Annotated in this window: 13 protein-coding genes; 6 read left to right on the top strand and 7 right to left on the bottom strand. The window is 65.9% G+C overall.

All coding sequences use genetic code 11. The annotated features are described in order from the left end of the window. Window positions 1–186 precede the first annotated feature (186 nt). Window positions 187–2199: a sigma-54-dependent Fis family transcriptional regulator gene (locus VSR72_RS06750; protein WP_342951651.1), complete on the bottom strand. Its 2013-nt coding sequence runs from the start codon at window positions 2197–2199 to the stop codon at window positions 187–189. Between the two features lie 481 nt (window positions 2200–2680). On the opposite strand from VSR72_RS06750, the gene VSR72_RS06745 reads away from it, so the two are divergent. The 6 genes from VSR72_RS06745 to lipA all read left to right on the top strand — a co-directional run bounded on the left by VSR72_RS06745 (window position 2681) and on the right by lipA (window position 8798). After that, complete coding sequence (locus tag VSR72_RS06745; protein ID WP_342951650.1) at window positions 2681–3748, top strand: NAD(+)/NADH kinase; 1068 nt, start codon at window positions 2681–2683, stop codon at window positions 3746–3748. Between the two features lie 49 nt (window positions 3749–3797). Then, a complete protein-coding gene (locus tag VSR72_RS06740) occupies window positions 3798–4574 on the top strand; it encodes an SDR family NAD(P)-dependent oxidoreductase (RefSeq protein ID WP_342951649.1) in 777 nt (258 codons plus the stop codon). 67 nt (window positions 4575–4641) lie between these two features. Further along, window positions 4642–5619, top strand: coding sequence for a thiamine pyrophosphate-dependent dehydrogenase E1 component subunit alpha (locus VSR72_RS06735; protein WP_342951648.1), 978 nt, complete (start codon window positions 4642–4644; stop codon window positions 5617–5619). A 47-nt stretch (window positions 5620–5666) separates the two neighbouring features. After that, window positions 5667–6671: an alpha-ketoacid dehydrogenase subunit beta gene (locus VSR72_RS06730; RefSeq protein WP_342951647.1), complete on the top strand. Its 1005-nt coding sequence runs from the start codon at window positions 5667–5669 to the stop codon at window positions 6669–6671. Between the two features lie 4 nt (window positions 6672–6675). Further along, the gene (locus VSR72_RS06725) at window positions 6676–7797 is read left to right on the top strand and encodes an acetoin dehydrogenase dihydrolipoyllysine-residue acetyltransferase subunit (protein WP_342951646.1); all 1122 of its coding nucleotides are present in this window, start codon (window positions 6676–6678) and stop codon (window positions 7795–7797) included. Between the two features lie 2 nt (window positions 7798–7799). Then, the gene (lipA, locus tag VSR72_RS06720; RefSeq protein WP_342951645.1) at window positions 7800–8798 is read left to right on the top strand and encodes a lipoyl synthase; all 999 of its coding nucleotides are present in this window, start codon (window positions 7800–7802) and stop codon (window positions 8796–8798) included. Between the two features lie 44 nt (window positions 8799–8842). Here the strand turns inward: lipA and VSR72_RS06715 are convergent, their stop codons facing one another. From VSR72_RS06715 to VSR72_RS06690, 6 genes are all read right to left on the bottom strand, one after another. Continuing rightward, on the bottom strand, window positions 8843–10210 hold the full coding sequence (locus VSR72_RS06715; protein WP_342951644.1) for an MATE family efflux transporter: 1368 nt from the start codon (window positions 10208–10210) through the stop codon (window positions 8843–8845). Window positions 10211–10217: 7 nt separating this feature from the next. Then, window positions 10218–11972: a glycosyltransferase family 39 protein gene (locus tag VSR72_RS06710; protein WP_342951643.1), complete on the bottom strand. Its 1755-nt coding sequence runs from the start codon at window positions 11970–11972 to the stop codon at window positions 10218–10220. Between the two features lie 320 nt (window positions 11973–12292). Then, window positions 12293–12556, bottom strand: a complete 264-nt coding sequence (locus tag VSR72_RS06705; RefSeq protein WP_069267507.1) for a type B 50S ribosomal protein L31 — start codon at window positions 12554–12556, stop codon at window positions 12293–12295. 158 nt (window positions 12557–12714) lie between these two features. Next, entirely contained in the window at window positions 12715–13551 is an 837-nt protein-coding gene (locus tag VSR72_RS06700; RefSeq protein WP_342951642.1) for a M90 family metallopeptidase, read from the bottom strand. Window positions 13552–13588: 37 nt separating this feature from the next. Further along, window positions 13589–15145 carry an MFS transporter gene (locus VSR72_RS06695; protein ID WP_342951641.1) on the bottom strand — a complete coding sequence of 519 codons (1557 nt, stop codon included), beginning with the start codon at window positions 15143–15145 and terminating at the stop codon, window positions 13589–13591. Then, window positions 15142–15684: a MerR family transcriptional regulator gene (locus tag VSR72_RS06690; RefSeq protein ID WP_342951640.1), complete on the bottom strand. Its 543-nt coding sequence runs from the start codon at window positions 15682–15684 to the stop codon at window positions 15142–15144. Before VSR72_RS06690 ends, VSR72_RS06695 begins: the two co-directional genes overlap by 4 nt. Window positions 15685–15702 lie beyond the last annotated feature (18 nt).

Here is a 15702-nt window from a genome sequence, read left to right as displayed (position 1 = left end):
TAGCCGGGAACGGACGACGCATCCAGCGGGGGCTGCGGTACAAGAATAGGCCAGAAGGCGTATCCGTGGATCGCGAGCGCTCGATTTATACCGGTCGATGTGTGGCAAGTAAATCGCGCCGCACAATATTTAATACTTCTGTGCAATCTGGCGACGCGAAACGCGCGGCTGTCGGCGAAATCCGGCTCAAACGCGATGAGGGCCGACGATGCCCAGCTTCGCAATGCGGCGGTAGAGCGTTGCGCGCGAGATGCCGAGCGCCTGCGCAGCGGCGTTCGGGCGCCAGCGGTGCGCCGTGAGCGCCGCGACGATGCGCGCGCGCTCATCTTCGGCGCAGAGCGGCGACATTGGCGGCATGCCGGCCGCGGAGCAGGGTGCTGCGGCCGCTGCGAGTTCCGGCAGGCTTGCCGCGAGATCGGCGCTCAGGTGTCGGGCTTCGACCAGCACGGTGTCGCACACGGCGCATGCGTAACGCATCGCATTGCGCAGTTGCCGCAGGTTGCCGGGCCATGCGAACGCCGCGAGCCGCACCGCAAGCGTGGCGTCGAGCGCAAGCGGGCGGCCGGCGGCCTGCGCTTCTTCCGCGAATACCGTGTCGATGAGCATGGCGATGTCGCGCCGCTCGCGCAGCGGCGGCAGCGTGAGCACCGCACCGCTCAGGCGATAGTAGAGGTCGTCGCGGAACGCTCCGGCGCTCGCCATTTGCGCGAGGTCCCGGTGCGTTGCGCACACCACGTCGATATCGACGCGCACCGGTGTTTCGCTCCCCAGCGGCAGCACTTCGCCTTCGGCGAGCACGCGCAACAGGCGGGTTTGCAACGCGAGCGGCATGTCGCCGATCTCGTCGAGAAAGAGCGTGCCGCCGTCGGCCATCGCGATCTTGCCGCGCGCGCCGTGGCGACGCGCGCCTGTAAACGCGCCCGGCGCATAGCCGAACAGTTCGCTCTCGATCAGCGACTCGGGCAGCGCTCCGCAATTCACCGCGATGAATGCGCGATTGCGTCGCGCGCTGGCGTCGTGAATCGCGCGTGCGAACACTTCCTTGCCGGCGCCCGTTTCGCCGAGCAGCAGGATCGGCAGGCGCTTGCCCGCCACGCGTTGTGCGATGCGCGCGTTTTCGGCCACGCGCGCGTCGGCGCTGCGCAGGAAGGGGCCGAGCGCGCTGCGATCGTATTCGTGCGCGTCGATGGCGTCGCGGCGCAGCGGCATGGCGCCATGCGCCGCGCTTGTACCGCCGCTGTGGCCGCTACGCGCGCTGTGTCCGCCGTAACTGCCAGCCCCAAGCGGCGCGCGAATGCGCGCATAGAGCATCGAGCCGTTCGCGCGCAGGCGCAGCGCCGCGATCGTCTCGATGCGCCCGATGTCGCGCAACTGCACGTGCGACGAATCGAAGATCTCGTCGATGTGACGCGGGCCGTCCAGGCACGGCATGCATTCGCGCGCGCGCCGGTTCGCGGCGACCACGTTGCCGTTTTCGTCGAAGGCGATCAGCAGCTCGGGCTGCGCCTCGACGTAATTGCGATTCTGGTGGCCGAACAGAATCCAGCACGACGCGAGACGATGCAGGAAATAGCCGTCTTCGATGAGCGTGGCGCTCTGGCGCACGAGCTGGTTGACGATGCGCTGGCTTTCGCGATTGTCGGGCGACTGCACGGCTGAAGCATCGAGCACGCCGATCAGTTCCCCGCCCGGCGCGAAGATCGGCGCGGCGCTGCACGTGAGCGTGGTGAACGCAGCGCGGAAATGATCGGTCTTGTGCACCGTAATGGGCGCGAGATCGGTGAGCACGTTCGCGATGCCGCAGGTGCCTTCCTCGCTCTCGGACCAGCACGAGCCGATATAGAGCCCCGCGTGTTTGAAATCGTTGCGGCGCTCGCGGTCGAGCCGGTAGTCGATGGTCACGCCGTGCGCGTCGGTCAGCATCACGCAGTAATCGGCTTCGCGCACCATGTCGTGCAGGCGCGTGAGGCATTGACCGGAGGCGCGCAGAAAGGACTCCTCGCGATCGCGGATCTCGCGCAGTTCGGCGGCGCTCAGCACGCGTGGGCCGATCACGGAGCCGGGGTCGAGCTGATAGCGCTCGAACGAGCGCTGCCACGACGAGACGAGGCGCGGCGAATCGGACGGCGCGGGCAGCCGGCCTTCTACGGCGCCACGCACGCGCTCGGCGTGCCGGGTAGACGCAAGGGCGTAGGGCATGAGCGGTTCCAGACGGTGGCTCGCAAAGAGCGTCGGGGTAACGTCGCTAAACGTTGGGTAGCGTCGGACCGGAAAGCGTTCGGCGGGAGTCTTTTGTAGCACATCCTTTGCGCGCGATCACACCGCAGCGCAGCATGCGAGACGGCTGAGACGACTGTCTCAGCACAGTGTGATCCGCACTCCCACGCGGGAGACGGGAACGCTCAGTTGCCGCTCAGGCGCGCCACGCGGGGCTGTGCGCGTTTTCTTTCACTCGGGCGGCTGGCGGTGCCCTGGGTACGCGGCGCGCGCGAGACGTCGGCTGAGACGCCGTGCGCGACGCAAGCGCTGCTCGCGCTACGGCGCGTAATTGGCGCAGAAGCCCGTCGCGCGGTCCTCCGCGCGCATCCATCGCGTCGCCAACGTCATTGGCATGACGCTTGCAGAGTCTGCTGGCAAAAGCGGCGCACTCACGGTGCGACGCGATCAGGAGACAAGACCCGTGACGACGCCCGTGACCGTAGGCGTGATCGCGAACCCCGCATCGGGGCGCGACATCCGCCGTCTCACTTCGCATGCATCCGTCTTTCCCACGGCCGAGAAGGCGAATATGGTCGTGCGCCTGCTTGCTGGCCTGGGCGCGCTCGGCGTCGCGCGCGTGCTCACGCTGCGCGACAACACCGGCGTAGCGGCACTCCTGCTGCGCGCCATCGAAACGCACGCGGCCATCGCCGCGCACGAGCCCTGGCCCGAGGTCGTGTTCGTCGATCTGCCCGTGAGCGAGAGCGTTGCGGATACGCACGCCGGCGTCGACCACATGGTGCGTGAGGAAGTTGCGCTGATCGCGGTGCTGGGTGGCGACGGCACCCATCGCGCAGTCGCGGCACATTGCGGCGCGACGCCGCTGCTCGCGCTCTCTACCGGCACCAACAACGCCTTTCCCGAACTGCGCGAGGCCACCGTCGCGGGCCTCGCCGGCGCGCTCGTCGCGACTGGCGCGGTGCCGGCGGAGGCGGCGCTCTCGCGCAACAAGCGGCTCGTCGCGCGCTGCGTGGAAGGGCCGTCGCGCGGGCGCGAGGAAATCGCGCTCGTCGACATTTGCGTGGCGCGTCAGCAGTTCATCGGCGCGCGTGCGATTTCGGAAAGTTCGGATATCGAATCACTCTTTCTGACCTTTGCGCCGCCCGACGGCATCGGCCTCTCGTCGATTGGCGGGGCATGGGCGCCGGTCGGGCGCGATGCCGCGCACGGTTTGCACATGACTTTCGCGCAGCCTGGCGCGCCCGAGGGCTCAGGTGCGGGCGTGCCGCTGCTCGCGCCGATCGCGCCGGGCCGCGTCGAACGCTTGACCATGCGCACCTGCCAGCGCCTCGAAGTGGGCGTGGCGCTGCCGCTCGAAGCGGGCCACGGCACGCTCGCGTTCGACGGCGAGCGCGAGATCGAACCGGCGCGCGGCGACCGCTATGAAGTCACGCTCGACTGGCACGGCCCGCTGACCGTCGACGTCGCGCGCACGCTGCGCTACGCGGCGTCGCATCAGTTGTTGCGCGAGGCCGCGGCGCGCGCGTAGCGATTTGGCTGGCTTCCTCCACTCGTAACCGAAAGAAGGAGACATCGGCATGGACACACCCTTGAAAGGCCAGGTCGCGATCGTGACCGGCGGCGCGCGCGGTATCGGCCGCGGTATTGCGCTCACGCTCGCGCAGGCCGGCGCGGACGTGCTGCTCGCGGATCTGCTCGAGGAGCCCCTTGCAGCGACGGCCGAAGAAATACGCGCGCTGGGCAGACGCGCCGCGTTCGCGAAGGTCGATGTTACCCAGGCCGTCCAACTCGAAGGGATGGTGTCGCAGGCGATTTCCGAATTCGGCGGCCTCGATATTCTCGTGAATTGCGCCGGCGTAATCTCCATTAGTCCGGTATCCGAATTAACGGAGCGCGACTGGGACTTCGTGATGGGCGTGAATGCCAAGGGCGTTTTCCTCGGCTGCAAAGCTGCGTTGCCGCATTTCCGCACGCAAAAGCGCGGTCGGATCATCAACGTCGCTTCGATCGCGGGCAAGGAAGGGTTTCCGAATCTAGCGCACTACAGCGCTTCAAAATTTGCGGTGGTCGGCTTTACCAACGCACTCGCCAAGGAAGTCGCGCGCGAGGGCATTACCGTGAATGCGATTTGCCCCGGCATCGTGCGCACTTATATGTGGGACCGGCTCTCCGACGAATGGAAGACAGAAGGCGAGAGCGTCGAAGAGTCCTGGCAGCGCCATCAGCTCACGCTGATCCCGCAAGGCCGCGCACAAACGCCGGAGGACATGGGGCGGCTCGCCCTGTTCTTCGCGACGATGGACAACGTCACGGGCCAGTCGGTCAACGTAGACGGCGGTTTCACTTTCCACTAGGAGCAGTTGCAATTCCCGCAGCAGGCTAATCCAGAGCGTTACAGCGTCGTACACCCAGGAGACAACCATGTCACTTCAGTTGAACAAGCAGCAGTTGCTCACCGCGTATCGCTCGATGCGCACGATCCGCGAGTTCGAGGAACGGCTGCACGTCGAGTTCGCGACCGGCGAGATTCCAGGCTTCGTGCACCTGTACGCGGGCGAGGAGGCATCCGCGGTCGGCACGATGAGCCATCTGAACGATAGCGATTACGTCGCCACCACGCACCGCGGCCACGGCCACTGCATCGCCAAGGGCGTGGACGTGCGCGAAATGATGGCCGAAATCTATGGGCGCCACACGGGTTCGTGCCGCGGCAAGGGCGGCTCGATGCATATCGCCGATCTCTCGAAGGGCATGCTGGGCGCGAACGGCATCGTGGGCGCGGGTGGCCCGCTCACGTGCGGCGCGGCCCTCGCCGCCAAGCAGAAGAAGACGGGCGGAGTGGGCGTGTGCTTCTTTGGCGACGGCGCGTCGAATCAGGGCGTGATCTTCGAGTCGATGAATCTCGCCTCCGTATGGCGCTTGCCGGTGATCTTCGTCGCGGAAAACAACGGCTACGCCGAGGCGACATCGTCCACATGGTCGGTCGCGGCGGACAACATAGCCGACCGCGCAAACGGCTTCGGTATGCCGGGCGTGATCGTCGACGGCTTCGACTTTTTCGCCGTTCATGAAGCGCTGGGCGAAGCGATTGCACGCGCGCGCAGCGGCGGTGGCCCGACGCTCGTGGAGATGAAACTCTCGCGCTACTTTGGCCACTTCGAAGGCGACGCGCAAACCTATCGCGCGCCGGGCGAAGTGCAAAAGCTGCGCGAAGAGAAGGATTGCCTCAAGCGCTTCGAGGAGCGCGTGGTGCGCGCCGAACTCGCAAGCAGCGACGATCTGCGCAAGGTGGACGCCGAAGTGAAGCAACTGATCGACGACGCCGTGGCGCAGGCCAAGGCCGCGCCGCTGCCGCCAGCCGAGGCGCTGCTCACTGACGTGTACGTGTCATACCCTTAAGCGCTGCGCGTTCAGGTCATCAGGAATTCCAGATAAAGGAGACGGAAATGGCACGGAAAATCACCTATTCGCAGGCCATCAACGAAGCGCTTGCCCAGGAGATGGGGCGCGACGAGAGCGTGATCGTCATGGGCGAGGACAACGCGGGCGGAGCCGGGGCGCCAGGCGAGCAGGACGCTTGGGGCGGCGTGCTCGGCGTGACGAAGGGCCTTTATGGCAAGTTCCCGGGGCGCGTGCTCGATACGCCGCTCTCGGAAGGCGGCTTCATCGGCACGGCAGTGGGAGCGGCAGCGTGCGGTATGCGGCCGGTGGCGGAACTGATGTTCATCGATTTCATGGGCGTGTGCTTCGACCAGATCTTCAACCAGGCCGCGAAGTTTCGCTACATGTTTGGCGGCAAGGCGGTCACGCCCGTCGTGATCCGCACCATGTACGGCGCGGGCTTGCGCGCGGCAGCGCAGCACTCGCAGATGCTCACCTCGCTCTTCACGCATATTCCGGGGCTGAAGGTCGTGTGCCCTGCGACGCCCTATGACGCCAAGGGCCTCATGATCGAAGCGATCCGCGACAACGATCCTGTTATTTTCTGCGAGCACAAGCTGCTCTACACGATGGAGGGCGATGTTCCGGAGGAATCCTATTCAATTCCATTCGGCGAAGCCAACATCGTGCGCGATGGCGACGACATCACGATCGTCACCTATGGACGCATGGTCCACTACGCGCTCGACGCCGCCCAGAAGCTCGCGAAAGACGGCATCGAGGCGGACGTGATCGACTTGCGCACGACCTCTCCGCTCGATGAGGAAACGATCCTCGAAAGCGCGCGCCGTACGGGCCGGGTCGTCGTCGTGGACGAAGCGAACCCGCGCTGCTCGATCGCAACCGACATTGCCGCGCTCGTCGGCCAGAAGGCGTTCAAGGATCTGAAGGCGCCCGTCGGCATGGTCACCGCGCCGCATACGCCGGTGCCGTTCGCGGCATCGCTCGAAGACCTCTACATCCCCTCGGCGGAGAAGATTGCCGAAGCCGCGCGCGCAGCAAGGAGCTGAAGTCATGCCGATTCACATGATCACGATGCCCAAATGGGGCCTGTCGATGGAGCAGGGCCAGGTGAACGGCTGGCTCAAGTCGCTCGGCGACAAGGTCACCAAGGGCGATGAATTGCTCGATGTGGAGTCCGACAAGATCGCGTCGGGCGTCGAGTGCGCGTTCGAGGGCGTGTTGCGGCGGCAGATCGCGCAGGAGGGCGACACGCTGCCCGTGGGCGCGCTGCTTGGCGTGGTAGCCGATGCCGAAGCGGCAGACGTGGATATCGACGCGGCCGTGGCCGAGTTTCAGCGCGACTTCCTGCCTGCGCAGGCGGGCGACGCCGACGCGGGGCCGCAGCCGGAAAAGTCGCAAATCGGCGGCAGGACCGTGCGCTACCTGAAGCAGGGCGAAGGCGCGGGCGTGCCAGTCGTGCTGATTCACGGCTTCGGCGGCGATCTCAACAACTGGCTCTTCAACCACACCGATCTCGCTGCAGAGCGCACGGTTTGGGCGCTCGATCTGCCGGGGCACGGCGAGTCGGGCAAGGCCGTTGAGAGCGGCAGTCTCGATGAGCTCGCGCAAAGCGTGATCGCGTTCCTCGACGCGCAGAAAATCGGCAAAGCGCATCTCGTCGGGCACTCGCTGGGCGGTGCGGTGGCCATGGCGGTGGCGGAGCAAGCGCCCGAGCGCGTGGCCTCGCTTTCGCTGATTGCGAGTGCGGGCCTGGGGAGCGAGATCGATGGTGCGTATATCGACGGTTTCGTCGCGGCGGCGAATCGCAACGCGCTCAAGCCGCACGTGACGAAGCTGTTCGCCGATCCCGCGCTGGTGACGCGCCAGCTTGTCGAAGACCTCGTGAAGTACAAACGGCTCGAAGGCGTACAGGCCGCGCTCGGCAAGATCGCTGGGCAGGCTTTCGAAGGTGGCGCGCAGCAGCGCGTGTTCCGGGAGCGTGTCGCCTCGCTCGCGCCGCGCGCGCTCGTGATCTGGGGCGAGGCCGACCAGATCATTCCGGCGCGTCATGCGCAGGGGTTGCCCTCGCAGGTGCGTGTGGAGGTGATCGCGGGCAAGGGGCACATGGTGCAGATGGAGGCCGCGCAGGAGGTCAACCGCCTGCTCAAGGCGTTCTTTGACGAAGGAGCCTGAGCATGGATGCCGCCACGTCCCATACGTCTCACGTGTCGAGTACGGCGCTTGGTCAGGAGGGCCTTCGCAGCCGCGAGAAGCTTGCGCGGATTCCGGTGAAGATAGTGCCGCCCTCGGGCACTGACGCGGTCTTGCCGAAGCCGCCCTGGCTGCGCGCGCGCCCGCTCATGAGCGAGACCGTAGCGGGCGTGGCGGCCGTATTGCGCGAACACCGGCTTCATTCGGTATGCGAAGAAGCAATGTGCCCGAACATCGGCGAATGCTTTGCGCAGCGCACCGCGACCTTCATGATCATGGGCGGCCTTTGCACGCGGCGCTGTCCGTTCTGCGACGTCGCTCACGGGCGGCCCGCGCCGCTCGACGAGGACGAGCCGGCGCACCTTGCGGCGGCAGTCGCGGCGCTGGGCTTGCGGCACGTCGTCATCACATCGGTCGATCGCGACGACTTGCGCGACGGTGGCGCAGCGCACTTCGCGCGCTGCATCGCGCAGGTGCGCGAGCGCGTGCCGGGGATCGGCGTCGAGGTGCTGACGCCGGATTTTCGCGGCCGCATCGCGCGTGCGCTCGAGGCGCTCTCGCTCGCGTGGCCCGACGTGTTCAATCACAACATCGAGACCGTGCCCTCGCTCTATCGCGCGGCGCGGCCGGGCGCGGATTATCGCGGTTCGCTCGACCTGCTGGCGCGCGCGAAAGCGGCGAACGGTGCGCTCGTCACGAAGTCGGGGCTGATGGTGGGGTTGGGCGAAACCGACGAAGAACTGCTCGCGACGATGCGCGACCTGCGCGAGCATCGCGTAGAAGTACTGACGATTGGGCAGTATCTCGCGCCATCGAAGTTCCATTTGCCGGTGATGCGCTACGTGCATCCCGATGCATTCGCCGCATTGCGCTCGGCGGGGCTGGAAATGGGATTTAGCGAAGTCGTGGCCGGGCCGCTGGTCCGCTCGTCGTATCACGCGGCTCAGACGGTGGAGGCGGCGCGGCAGGCTGATGCCGGGTGATCTGTGTTTGCAACTAACCGCCAACCGCCTCCCGCGACAACAGGCTAGGCACGCTCGCGCACAAACCGCGCACTTACACGCGAGAGATAAAACAGAAGTCCAGCGCCGGCAATCAGGAGGCTAGCCATGTTGGCGAGCCAGAAGCCGCGCGCGCCCGTCGCCCAGGCGGGCATCGTGCCGGTCACATCGAAGCCCAGCGCGTAGCCGCCGCCCAGCCCCACGCCCCAGAGCGCGATCGCGTAGATGATGGTCGGCACGACCGCGACCTTGTAGGCGCGCAAGGCGAAGGCCGTGGTGATCTGCAGCGCGTCGAATACGTGATAGCAGGTGACGATGGCGACGAGCGGCATCGCTGCGACCGCAACGGTCGGATCTGGCGTATAGCCGCCGATGATCAGCGGCCGCAGCACGAACACGATCGCGCCGTAGCAGCAGGCGATCGCCACGGCTGTCGCCACGCCGTGCCGCGCGAGCGTACGCGCTTCGGCCGGACGATTGCCGCCCAGCGCCTGCGCGACGAGCGTCGAGGTCGCCACGCCGATCGAAAGCGGCGTCATGTAGAGCACCGCGCCGATGTTGCCGGCGATCTGGTGCCCGGCGAGCGTGGTCGTGCCCATGCGCGCGATGAAGATCGCCATGAACGTGTACGACGTCACTTCGATCAGGTACGAAAGCCCCATCGGAATGCCGAGCTTGAGCAGTTCGGCCTGGCGCTTCCACTCGGGCCAGCAGAAGTGCTTGAAGATTTCGAACGGCGCGAACACATCAACACGCGTAAACGCGACAGCCGCGCACAAGGCGAGCGCCCAGTTGATCGACGTGCTTGCGAGCGCGCAGCCTGGACCGCCGAGCGCCGGCACACCGTGGCCGCCGAAGATGAGCCACGTGTTGAGCGGCACCTTGAGCACGAGCGCGCCGACTTGCAGGAACATCACGAGACGCGGTCGCCCCACGGCATTGGCAAGCGAACTGTAGATGCGAAAGGCCAGCGCCGCGGGCAGCCCGAACGAAAGCAGCCGCAGATAGCCGACGGTGCGCTCGCGCAGCGCCTCAGGCGCACGCGCGAGATCGAGTAGCGGGCCGGGAAAGTAGAGGATCGTGAAGCCGATCGCCATCAGCACGAGCGCGAGCCAGAATGCCTGGCGCACCTCGAGCCCGATTTCCGTGTCCTTGCGCGCGCCGTAGAGCTGCGCCGCAACGGGCTGCAGCGCGCTAAGAATGCCCGTGAGGGCGATATAGACCGAAACGTAGATCGACGACCCCAGGCCGAGCGCAGCGAGGTCGAGCGCCGAGTAGCGGCCGACCATCGCGGTGTCGATCACGCCGAACGCGATGATCGCGAGCTGCCCGATCAGCACCGGCCACGCGAGCGCGGCGATACGCCGGACGTCGCCGGCGAACGTCGTCGTCACCGCGGCCTCAGTCCGGACGCTTGCGCCAGACATGCTTCTTGATCGGCGGTGTCGGACGGTCGATGCGCACATAGAGGCGGAAGCGCTCGTCGCGGTCGGCGGCGCGGCGGCCTTCCCACACGAGCTTCCACACGTAGTCCGGCATCGAGCTCGGCTCGCCGTAGTCCTGGGTGTCCTGGCGCAGGATGACGTCGCAGTCCTCGTTGAAGGCGAAGTGCATCTTGCCGAAGTACGCGAAGGTGGCGATCTGCGCGTCGCCGAGGCGCACGGGCGAGATGCACTGATAGTCCGCGGGCAGGTGCGCGGCGATCTGTTCGGCGACGTCCTTATAGGTCCGGCTGTAGTTGACGACCGGCAGCCAGAGCGTCATGAGCAGCACCCACATGAGCGTGGTGCCGCCGCTCGAGAGCACGACGCTGCGCCACAGCACCTTCGGATGGCGCGCCACACGCCACCGCACGAGCACCATCCAGCACACGGTGACGGCCACCGCGCACACGAACGAGAGAATCTTGAACTGCGGCACGAAGCCCGGCGCGAGGCGCGCGAGGTTGCGCGCGAGCGGTGCCGGGAAGCCGGTCATGCCCGCGAGCCACACGAGCCACACGAAGGTGCTCAGAATCGTGAAGCTCAGCACCGCGAACCAGTCGATCGCGTTGATTGCGCCGCGCTTGAGTGTGGGCAGCGCGAACGTTGCGAGCACCGAAAGCGCGGGTAGCACGAGCATGAAGAGCCGGTTCGATTCGTGGCTCTGCACGATCACGAGGATGATGAGCGGCACGATCACCGAAAGCGGAATCGCGATGTGCGGCTTGTGGCGCAGTCCGGCCCAACTCACGAAGGCCCAGATCGCCAGCGGCCACGCGGGCCATGTGAAGAGCGGCAGGTTCTTGGCGGCGTAGCGCAGCACGTAGCCCGGCGGCCCGGCGAAGGCGTTGACGTTGGTGTGCGCCCATTGGTTGAGGAACCAGACGGCGTCGTCGGGGTAGAAGTGAAGCGCCAGCATCGGCCACGAGGCCGAGATCACGAGCGCCACGGGCAGGCCCGCCACGAGCAGCCAGCGCGAGCGCGTTTCGGGCGCGATGGCGAGCATGGCGAACGTGCCGATGAGGAGCGCGCCTACGAGCACGGGGCCGCTCGAAAGCATCACGATGCCGAGCGCGAGGCCCCACCAGAGCGCGCCCTGAACCGGCTTGTCGATGGCGCGCACGACGCCGTACAGGAGCATGGCGATGCCCACGAACTGCATGAGCTGCGGCGTGGTTTCGTGACCGCGCTCGGCAAGGCCGAAGCAGCCCAGCAGAATGAGCAGGGCGCCGTCGCCGAGGGTGCGGCCGTAGTCGCGCGGCTCGGGCTCGCCACCGAACGCGTACTTGAACGGCTGCACTTCGGGCCGGCGGCCCAGCAGATACGCGCTGTACCAGACGAACGCGCACGCGAGACAGAACAGCACGCCCGTGGCGATGCGCGAAGCGTTGCTCGCGTCGACCCACGGGGCGAAGAGGCGGATGCAGGCGGCGCCCAGCCAGTAGCCGAGCGGACCGTTCTCGGTCACGTACTTGCCGACGAGATTCGGCAGCAGCCAGTCGTGGGAGCTGCCGCCCGCCATCGTCCACATCACGCCGAAGCCCGCTGCATCCTCGTTCTTCCACGGGTCGCGGCCAAAGAGGCCGAACGCCGCGAAGACGATACAGATGGTCAGCAGCAGCCAGCGCGGCAGGGCGCTGGTGGCGGAGGCGGTCAGTCGAATGGCTGGCTTCATGCAGTACGAAGGGAGACGGATAAACCGGGCGTGTTCGAGCGGGTGGCTCGCACGCAGGGCGAGGCACGCATGCGCGGCAGACGGTACACCCGTCCGTATGCCGCGGAGCAATCCGGCATTCTAGCCGGGCCGGCGACCGTGCGTCACGGCGTTAGCCGCGTGTTAATCCAAGGAAACATCTGAAAAGGGGCAGTAAGTCGCACGCAACTGGCTGCCTGGACGGCGCAATGGTGGCGCAGGCAACAAAAAAGGGCAGCGTATGCTGCCCTTTTTGTGCACGTAAAATGCGGGACCGGCCAGAAGCCGGTGCGGCGAAGCTTTTACTTGCCAGCCTTGCCCGAGGCGCGTGCGCCGAACTTCTTGTTGAACTTCTCGACACGGCCGGCCGTGTCCATGATCTTTTGCGTGCCCGTGTAGAACGGATGCGATTCCGACGACACTTCGATCTTGGCGAGCGGGTAGGTCTTGCCGTTGAATTCGGCGGTTTCGCGCGTCTGGATGGTCGAGCGGGTCACGAACTTGAAGTCGTTCGAAACGTCGATGAACAGGACTTCGCGGTAATCCGGGTGAATGCCTTCTTTCATGGTTATTCCTTAAATCTGGCGGTAGCCAACCCGCGGGCCTGCAACACCATGTTGCCGGCTTTGCTCGCGCGAGCCACTTACCCAAGGGTCGAGAAACGGCGATTATGCCAGATAATCAGCCGGTTGGCGAATTTTTGAGGGCCCCGCGCGACAGGTTTTCAGGCCGGCTGGCCGGCCAGCGCGCCCACGCGCGCCGGGTCCTGGCGGTAATAGCGCGCGAGCAACCGGTAAAGCTCGGGATATTCCGCCTCGAACGCCTTCGGCTTGACGAAAAGGGCCTCGCTGCACACCGCGAAGAACTCCGACGGATGATCGGCGGCATAGGGATCGATCAGCGAATCGCGCTCGAAGCGCGCCCAGCGGCGCTCCGGCACGGCGTCCACCTTGTCGCAGAACTGGTCGTAGGCGTTGTCGAACACGTCGGCCCACGCCTGCGCGTCGAGCGGCGCATGCCAGCGTCGATAAAGGGGCGGATGACCGTCGGCCTCACCGTTGAACATGTCGATCTTGTGCGCGAACTCGTGGATCACGACGTTGTACGCGTCGCTGCCGTCGGTCATCTGCGCGTCTTCCCACGAGAGGATCACGGGGCCGCCTTCCCAGGCCTCGCCGCTCGCGTCGTGTTCGACTTCGTGGACCACGCCGTCCTCGTCCTCCACGGTCTTGCGGATCACGAATTCGCCCGGATACACGACCACGCCCACCCAGCCCTTGTAGAGATCGAGCGAAAGATTGAGCACGGGCAGCGACGCCTGAGCGGCGATCGCCACCGTCATCGGGTCGGTCAGTTCGAGATCGTGCGCCGTCGAGAACTCCTTCTGCGCGATGAAAAGGCTCGTCAGTTCGCGCAGGCGAGCAAGGTCGGCGGCGTCGAAGTGCTTGAGAAACGGCAGGCCGGCGAGCGTGGCGTGCCAAAGCGCGTCGTCGATCGCGTAAGTGCGCAGCGCCTTCTCGCGGCGGCGCGCGCCGAACCAGTTAGAGAGTTTCGAAAGCATCGATTCGGGTGAGTGTTCGCGTGCTTGCGATTTTCGCTCAGTCGATCTGCTTTTGCCACGCGGCGAAGATCCCGCCGCACACCGCCACGCCGATCAGGAAGTAAAACCCGTCGAGCGAACTCAGAAAGCTCGCCTGCTGTGCGACCATGCGGCTCACCTGCGCGAGCGCGAGTCCGTGTGCTTCGGCCGCGGACCTGCCCATGAGCTCAAACGAATGCGTGAGCGTAGCGTACGTGTTCTGGAACGCCGGGTTGAACGGATTCACGAACTCGGCGAGCCGCGTCTGGTGCAGCGCGAGCCGGTGCTGCTCGACGATGATAACCGTGGCAGTGGCGAACGATATCGTCAACTGTCGGACGATGTTTTTCAAGCGGTAACCGTGCGTGAATTCCTCGATCGCGAAGATGCGGAACGTGAGATTGGCGACGGGCAGCACGATGAAGAGCAACAGGAGCCCACGCAGCAGCAGCGGCGGGATGAGCCAGGCTTCGCTTGCTTGCGGCGTGAGCCGCGTCATCCAGAACGAGATGAGCGCCGAGAGCACGAAGCCGGGCACGATGATCCACTTCTTATGCGTGACGAACTTCGCGTATCGGAAGTAGAGAAAGATCGCGCTGGCCGAGATGAGCGATGTGACGCCAGTGAGGCGGCCGGCGTTTTCGACGGGATAGTCGAATCCGCCTTCGAGCAGCCGCGAGACCAGGTAGCTGAGCGCCGTGCTCAGGTAGTAATAGACCATGTAGAGCAGCAGGCCCACCCGGAACGGCTTTTCGCGCAGTGCGTGCAGGCGCATGAGGGGCTTCGGATGATGCCACTGGTGCCAGCCGAACCACGCGAGAGCCGTGATCCCGACGAGCGTGAGCAGGATGATTTCCGGCGACGCGCTGAAGAGTTCGAAGCGCACCTGCTGCATGGCGATCTGCAACGCGCCCTGCGCAAACGCGAAGATGAGGTAAGGCCAGAAGTGGGCTTCGCCGCGTTCCTCGGGTAGCAAGTGGCCCGTATCGGGCAGCGCGAGCAGGGCGAGCACGGCATAGAGCACGCCTGCGGGCGCGGAAAAAGCGAACAGGGCGCGCCAGTCGAAATGCGAGACGAGCTGGCCGCCCACGAGCGGCGCGAGCGCGCTGGAGAGCACGATGAGAATAAGGAACGCGCGTGTCGCGACCGGCCGTTGCTGCGGCGTGAAGCTGATCTGGATGAGGATGCGGCAGGTGCCCATCATCGGGCCGATGAAGTAGCCCTGAAATCCGCGCGCGAAGGCGAGTTCGATCGATGATTCGCACAGTGCAGCCGCAATCGCTCCGGCGGAGTATAGAAGCAGGCAGCCGCCCACGTAGCGCCTGTAGCCCATGCGCTCCACCCACCATTGCTGCTGCAGGATGCCCAGCACCGCGCACACCGCGTAAGCGCTCGACGACCAGACGAGTTCGTCCGGCGAAGCGTTGATGCCGCCCGCGATATGGCTCGTGAAGAACGAGAAGATCGCGTTGTCGTAATAGTCGAGCCCAGTCGCGAGGGCGAGCACCCACGGGAAAAAGTCGCCACGCAGGCGCGCCGCGCTGAAGATCGGCTCGCGGGGCTGGGTCGCGCTCATGCCGGGTCGTTGTCGTCGCGTGCTTTGCCCGCAGGCTCTGCCGGTGTGGTGCTCGCAGTTGCCTTGCGGCGCCGTGTGGCGGCGAGGCGCTGTTCGATCAGCTGATCGGACGGCTCACCCGCGAGGCGCCGCTGCAGGTAGTCGAGGTCGTCGGCAAGCTCCGCACGCACCGTCTGCGCTTCCTTCAACTCGCGGCGCACGGCCGCAATACGCGTGTCGAGCGTTTCGATCTGCTGCGAGAGCGCCTCGGCGATCTGCTGGAGCGACTCCTGCGAATAGCGCCGGCGGCCTTCGCCAGCGTGTTCGAGCGGCCGCTTGAGCATTTCGGTGATGCCGTGCAGTGAAAAGCCGAGCGCGCGCAGCCGCAGGATGCGCGAAAACTGCTCGAGGTCGTGCTCGTCGTAGAGCCGGTAGCGGCCTTCGCTGCGCGACGGGCTGACAAGCCCGCGCTCTTCGTAATACTTGAGCGTGCGCGGCGTGACATTCAGGCGCTCGGCGGCGTCGCGAACCGTGAGCAAAGCAGGGGAATCCTTGGGCATGGTGAACTCTTTTTTCGC

The sequence above is a fragment of the Paraburkholderia sp. JHI869 genome (assembly GCF_038900775.1).
Taxonomy (GTDB): Bacteria; Pseudomonadota; Gammaproteobacteria; order Burkholderiales; family Burkholderiaceae; genus Paraburkholderia.
The sequence above is the reverse complement of the archived record's forward strand: the minus strand, read 5'-3'. Positions and strand labels throughout refer to the sequence as shown.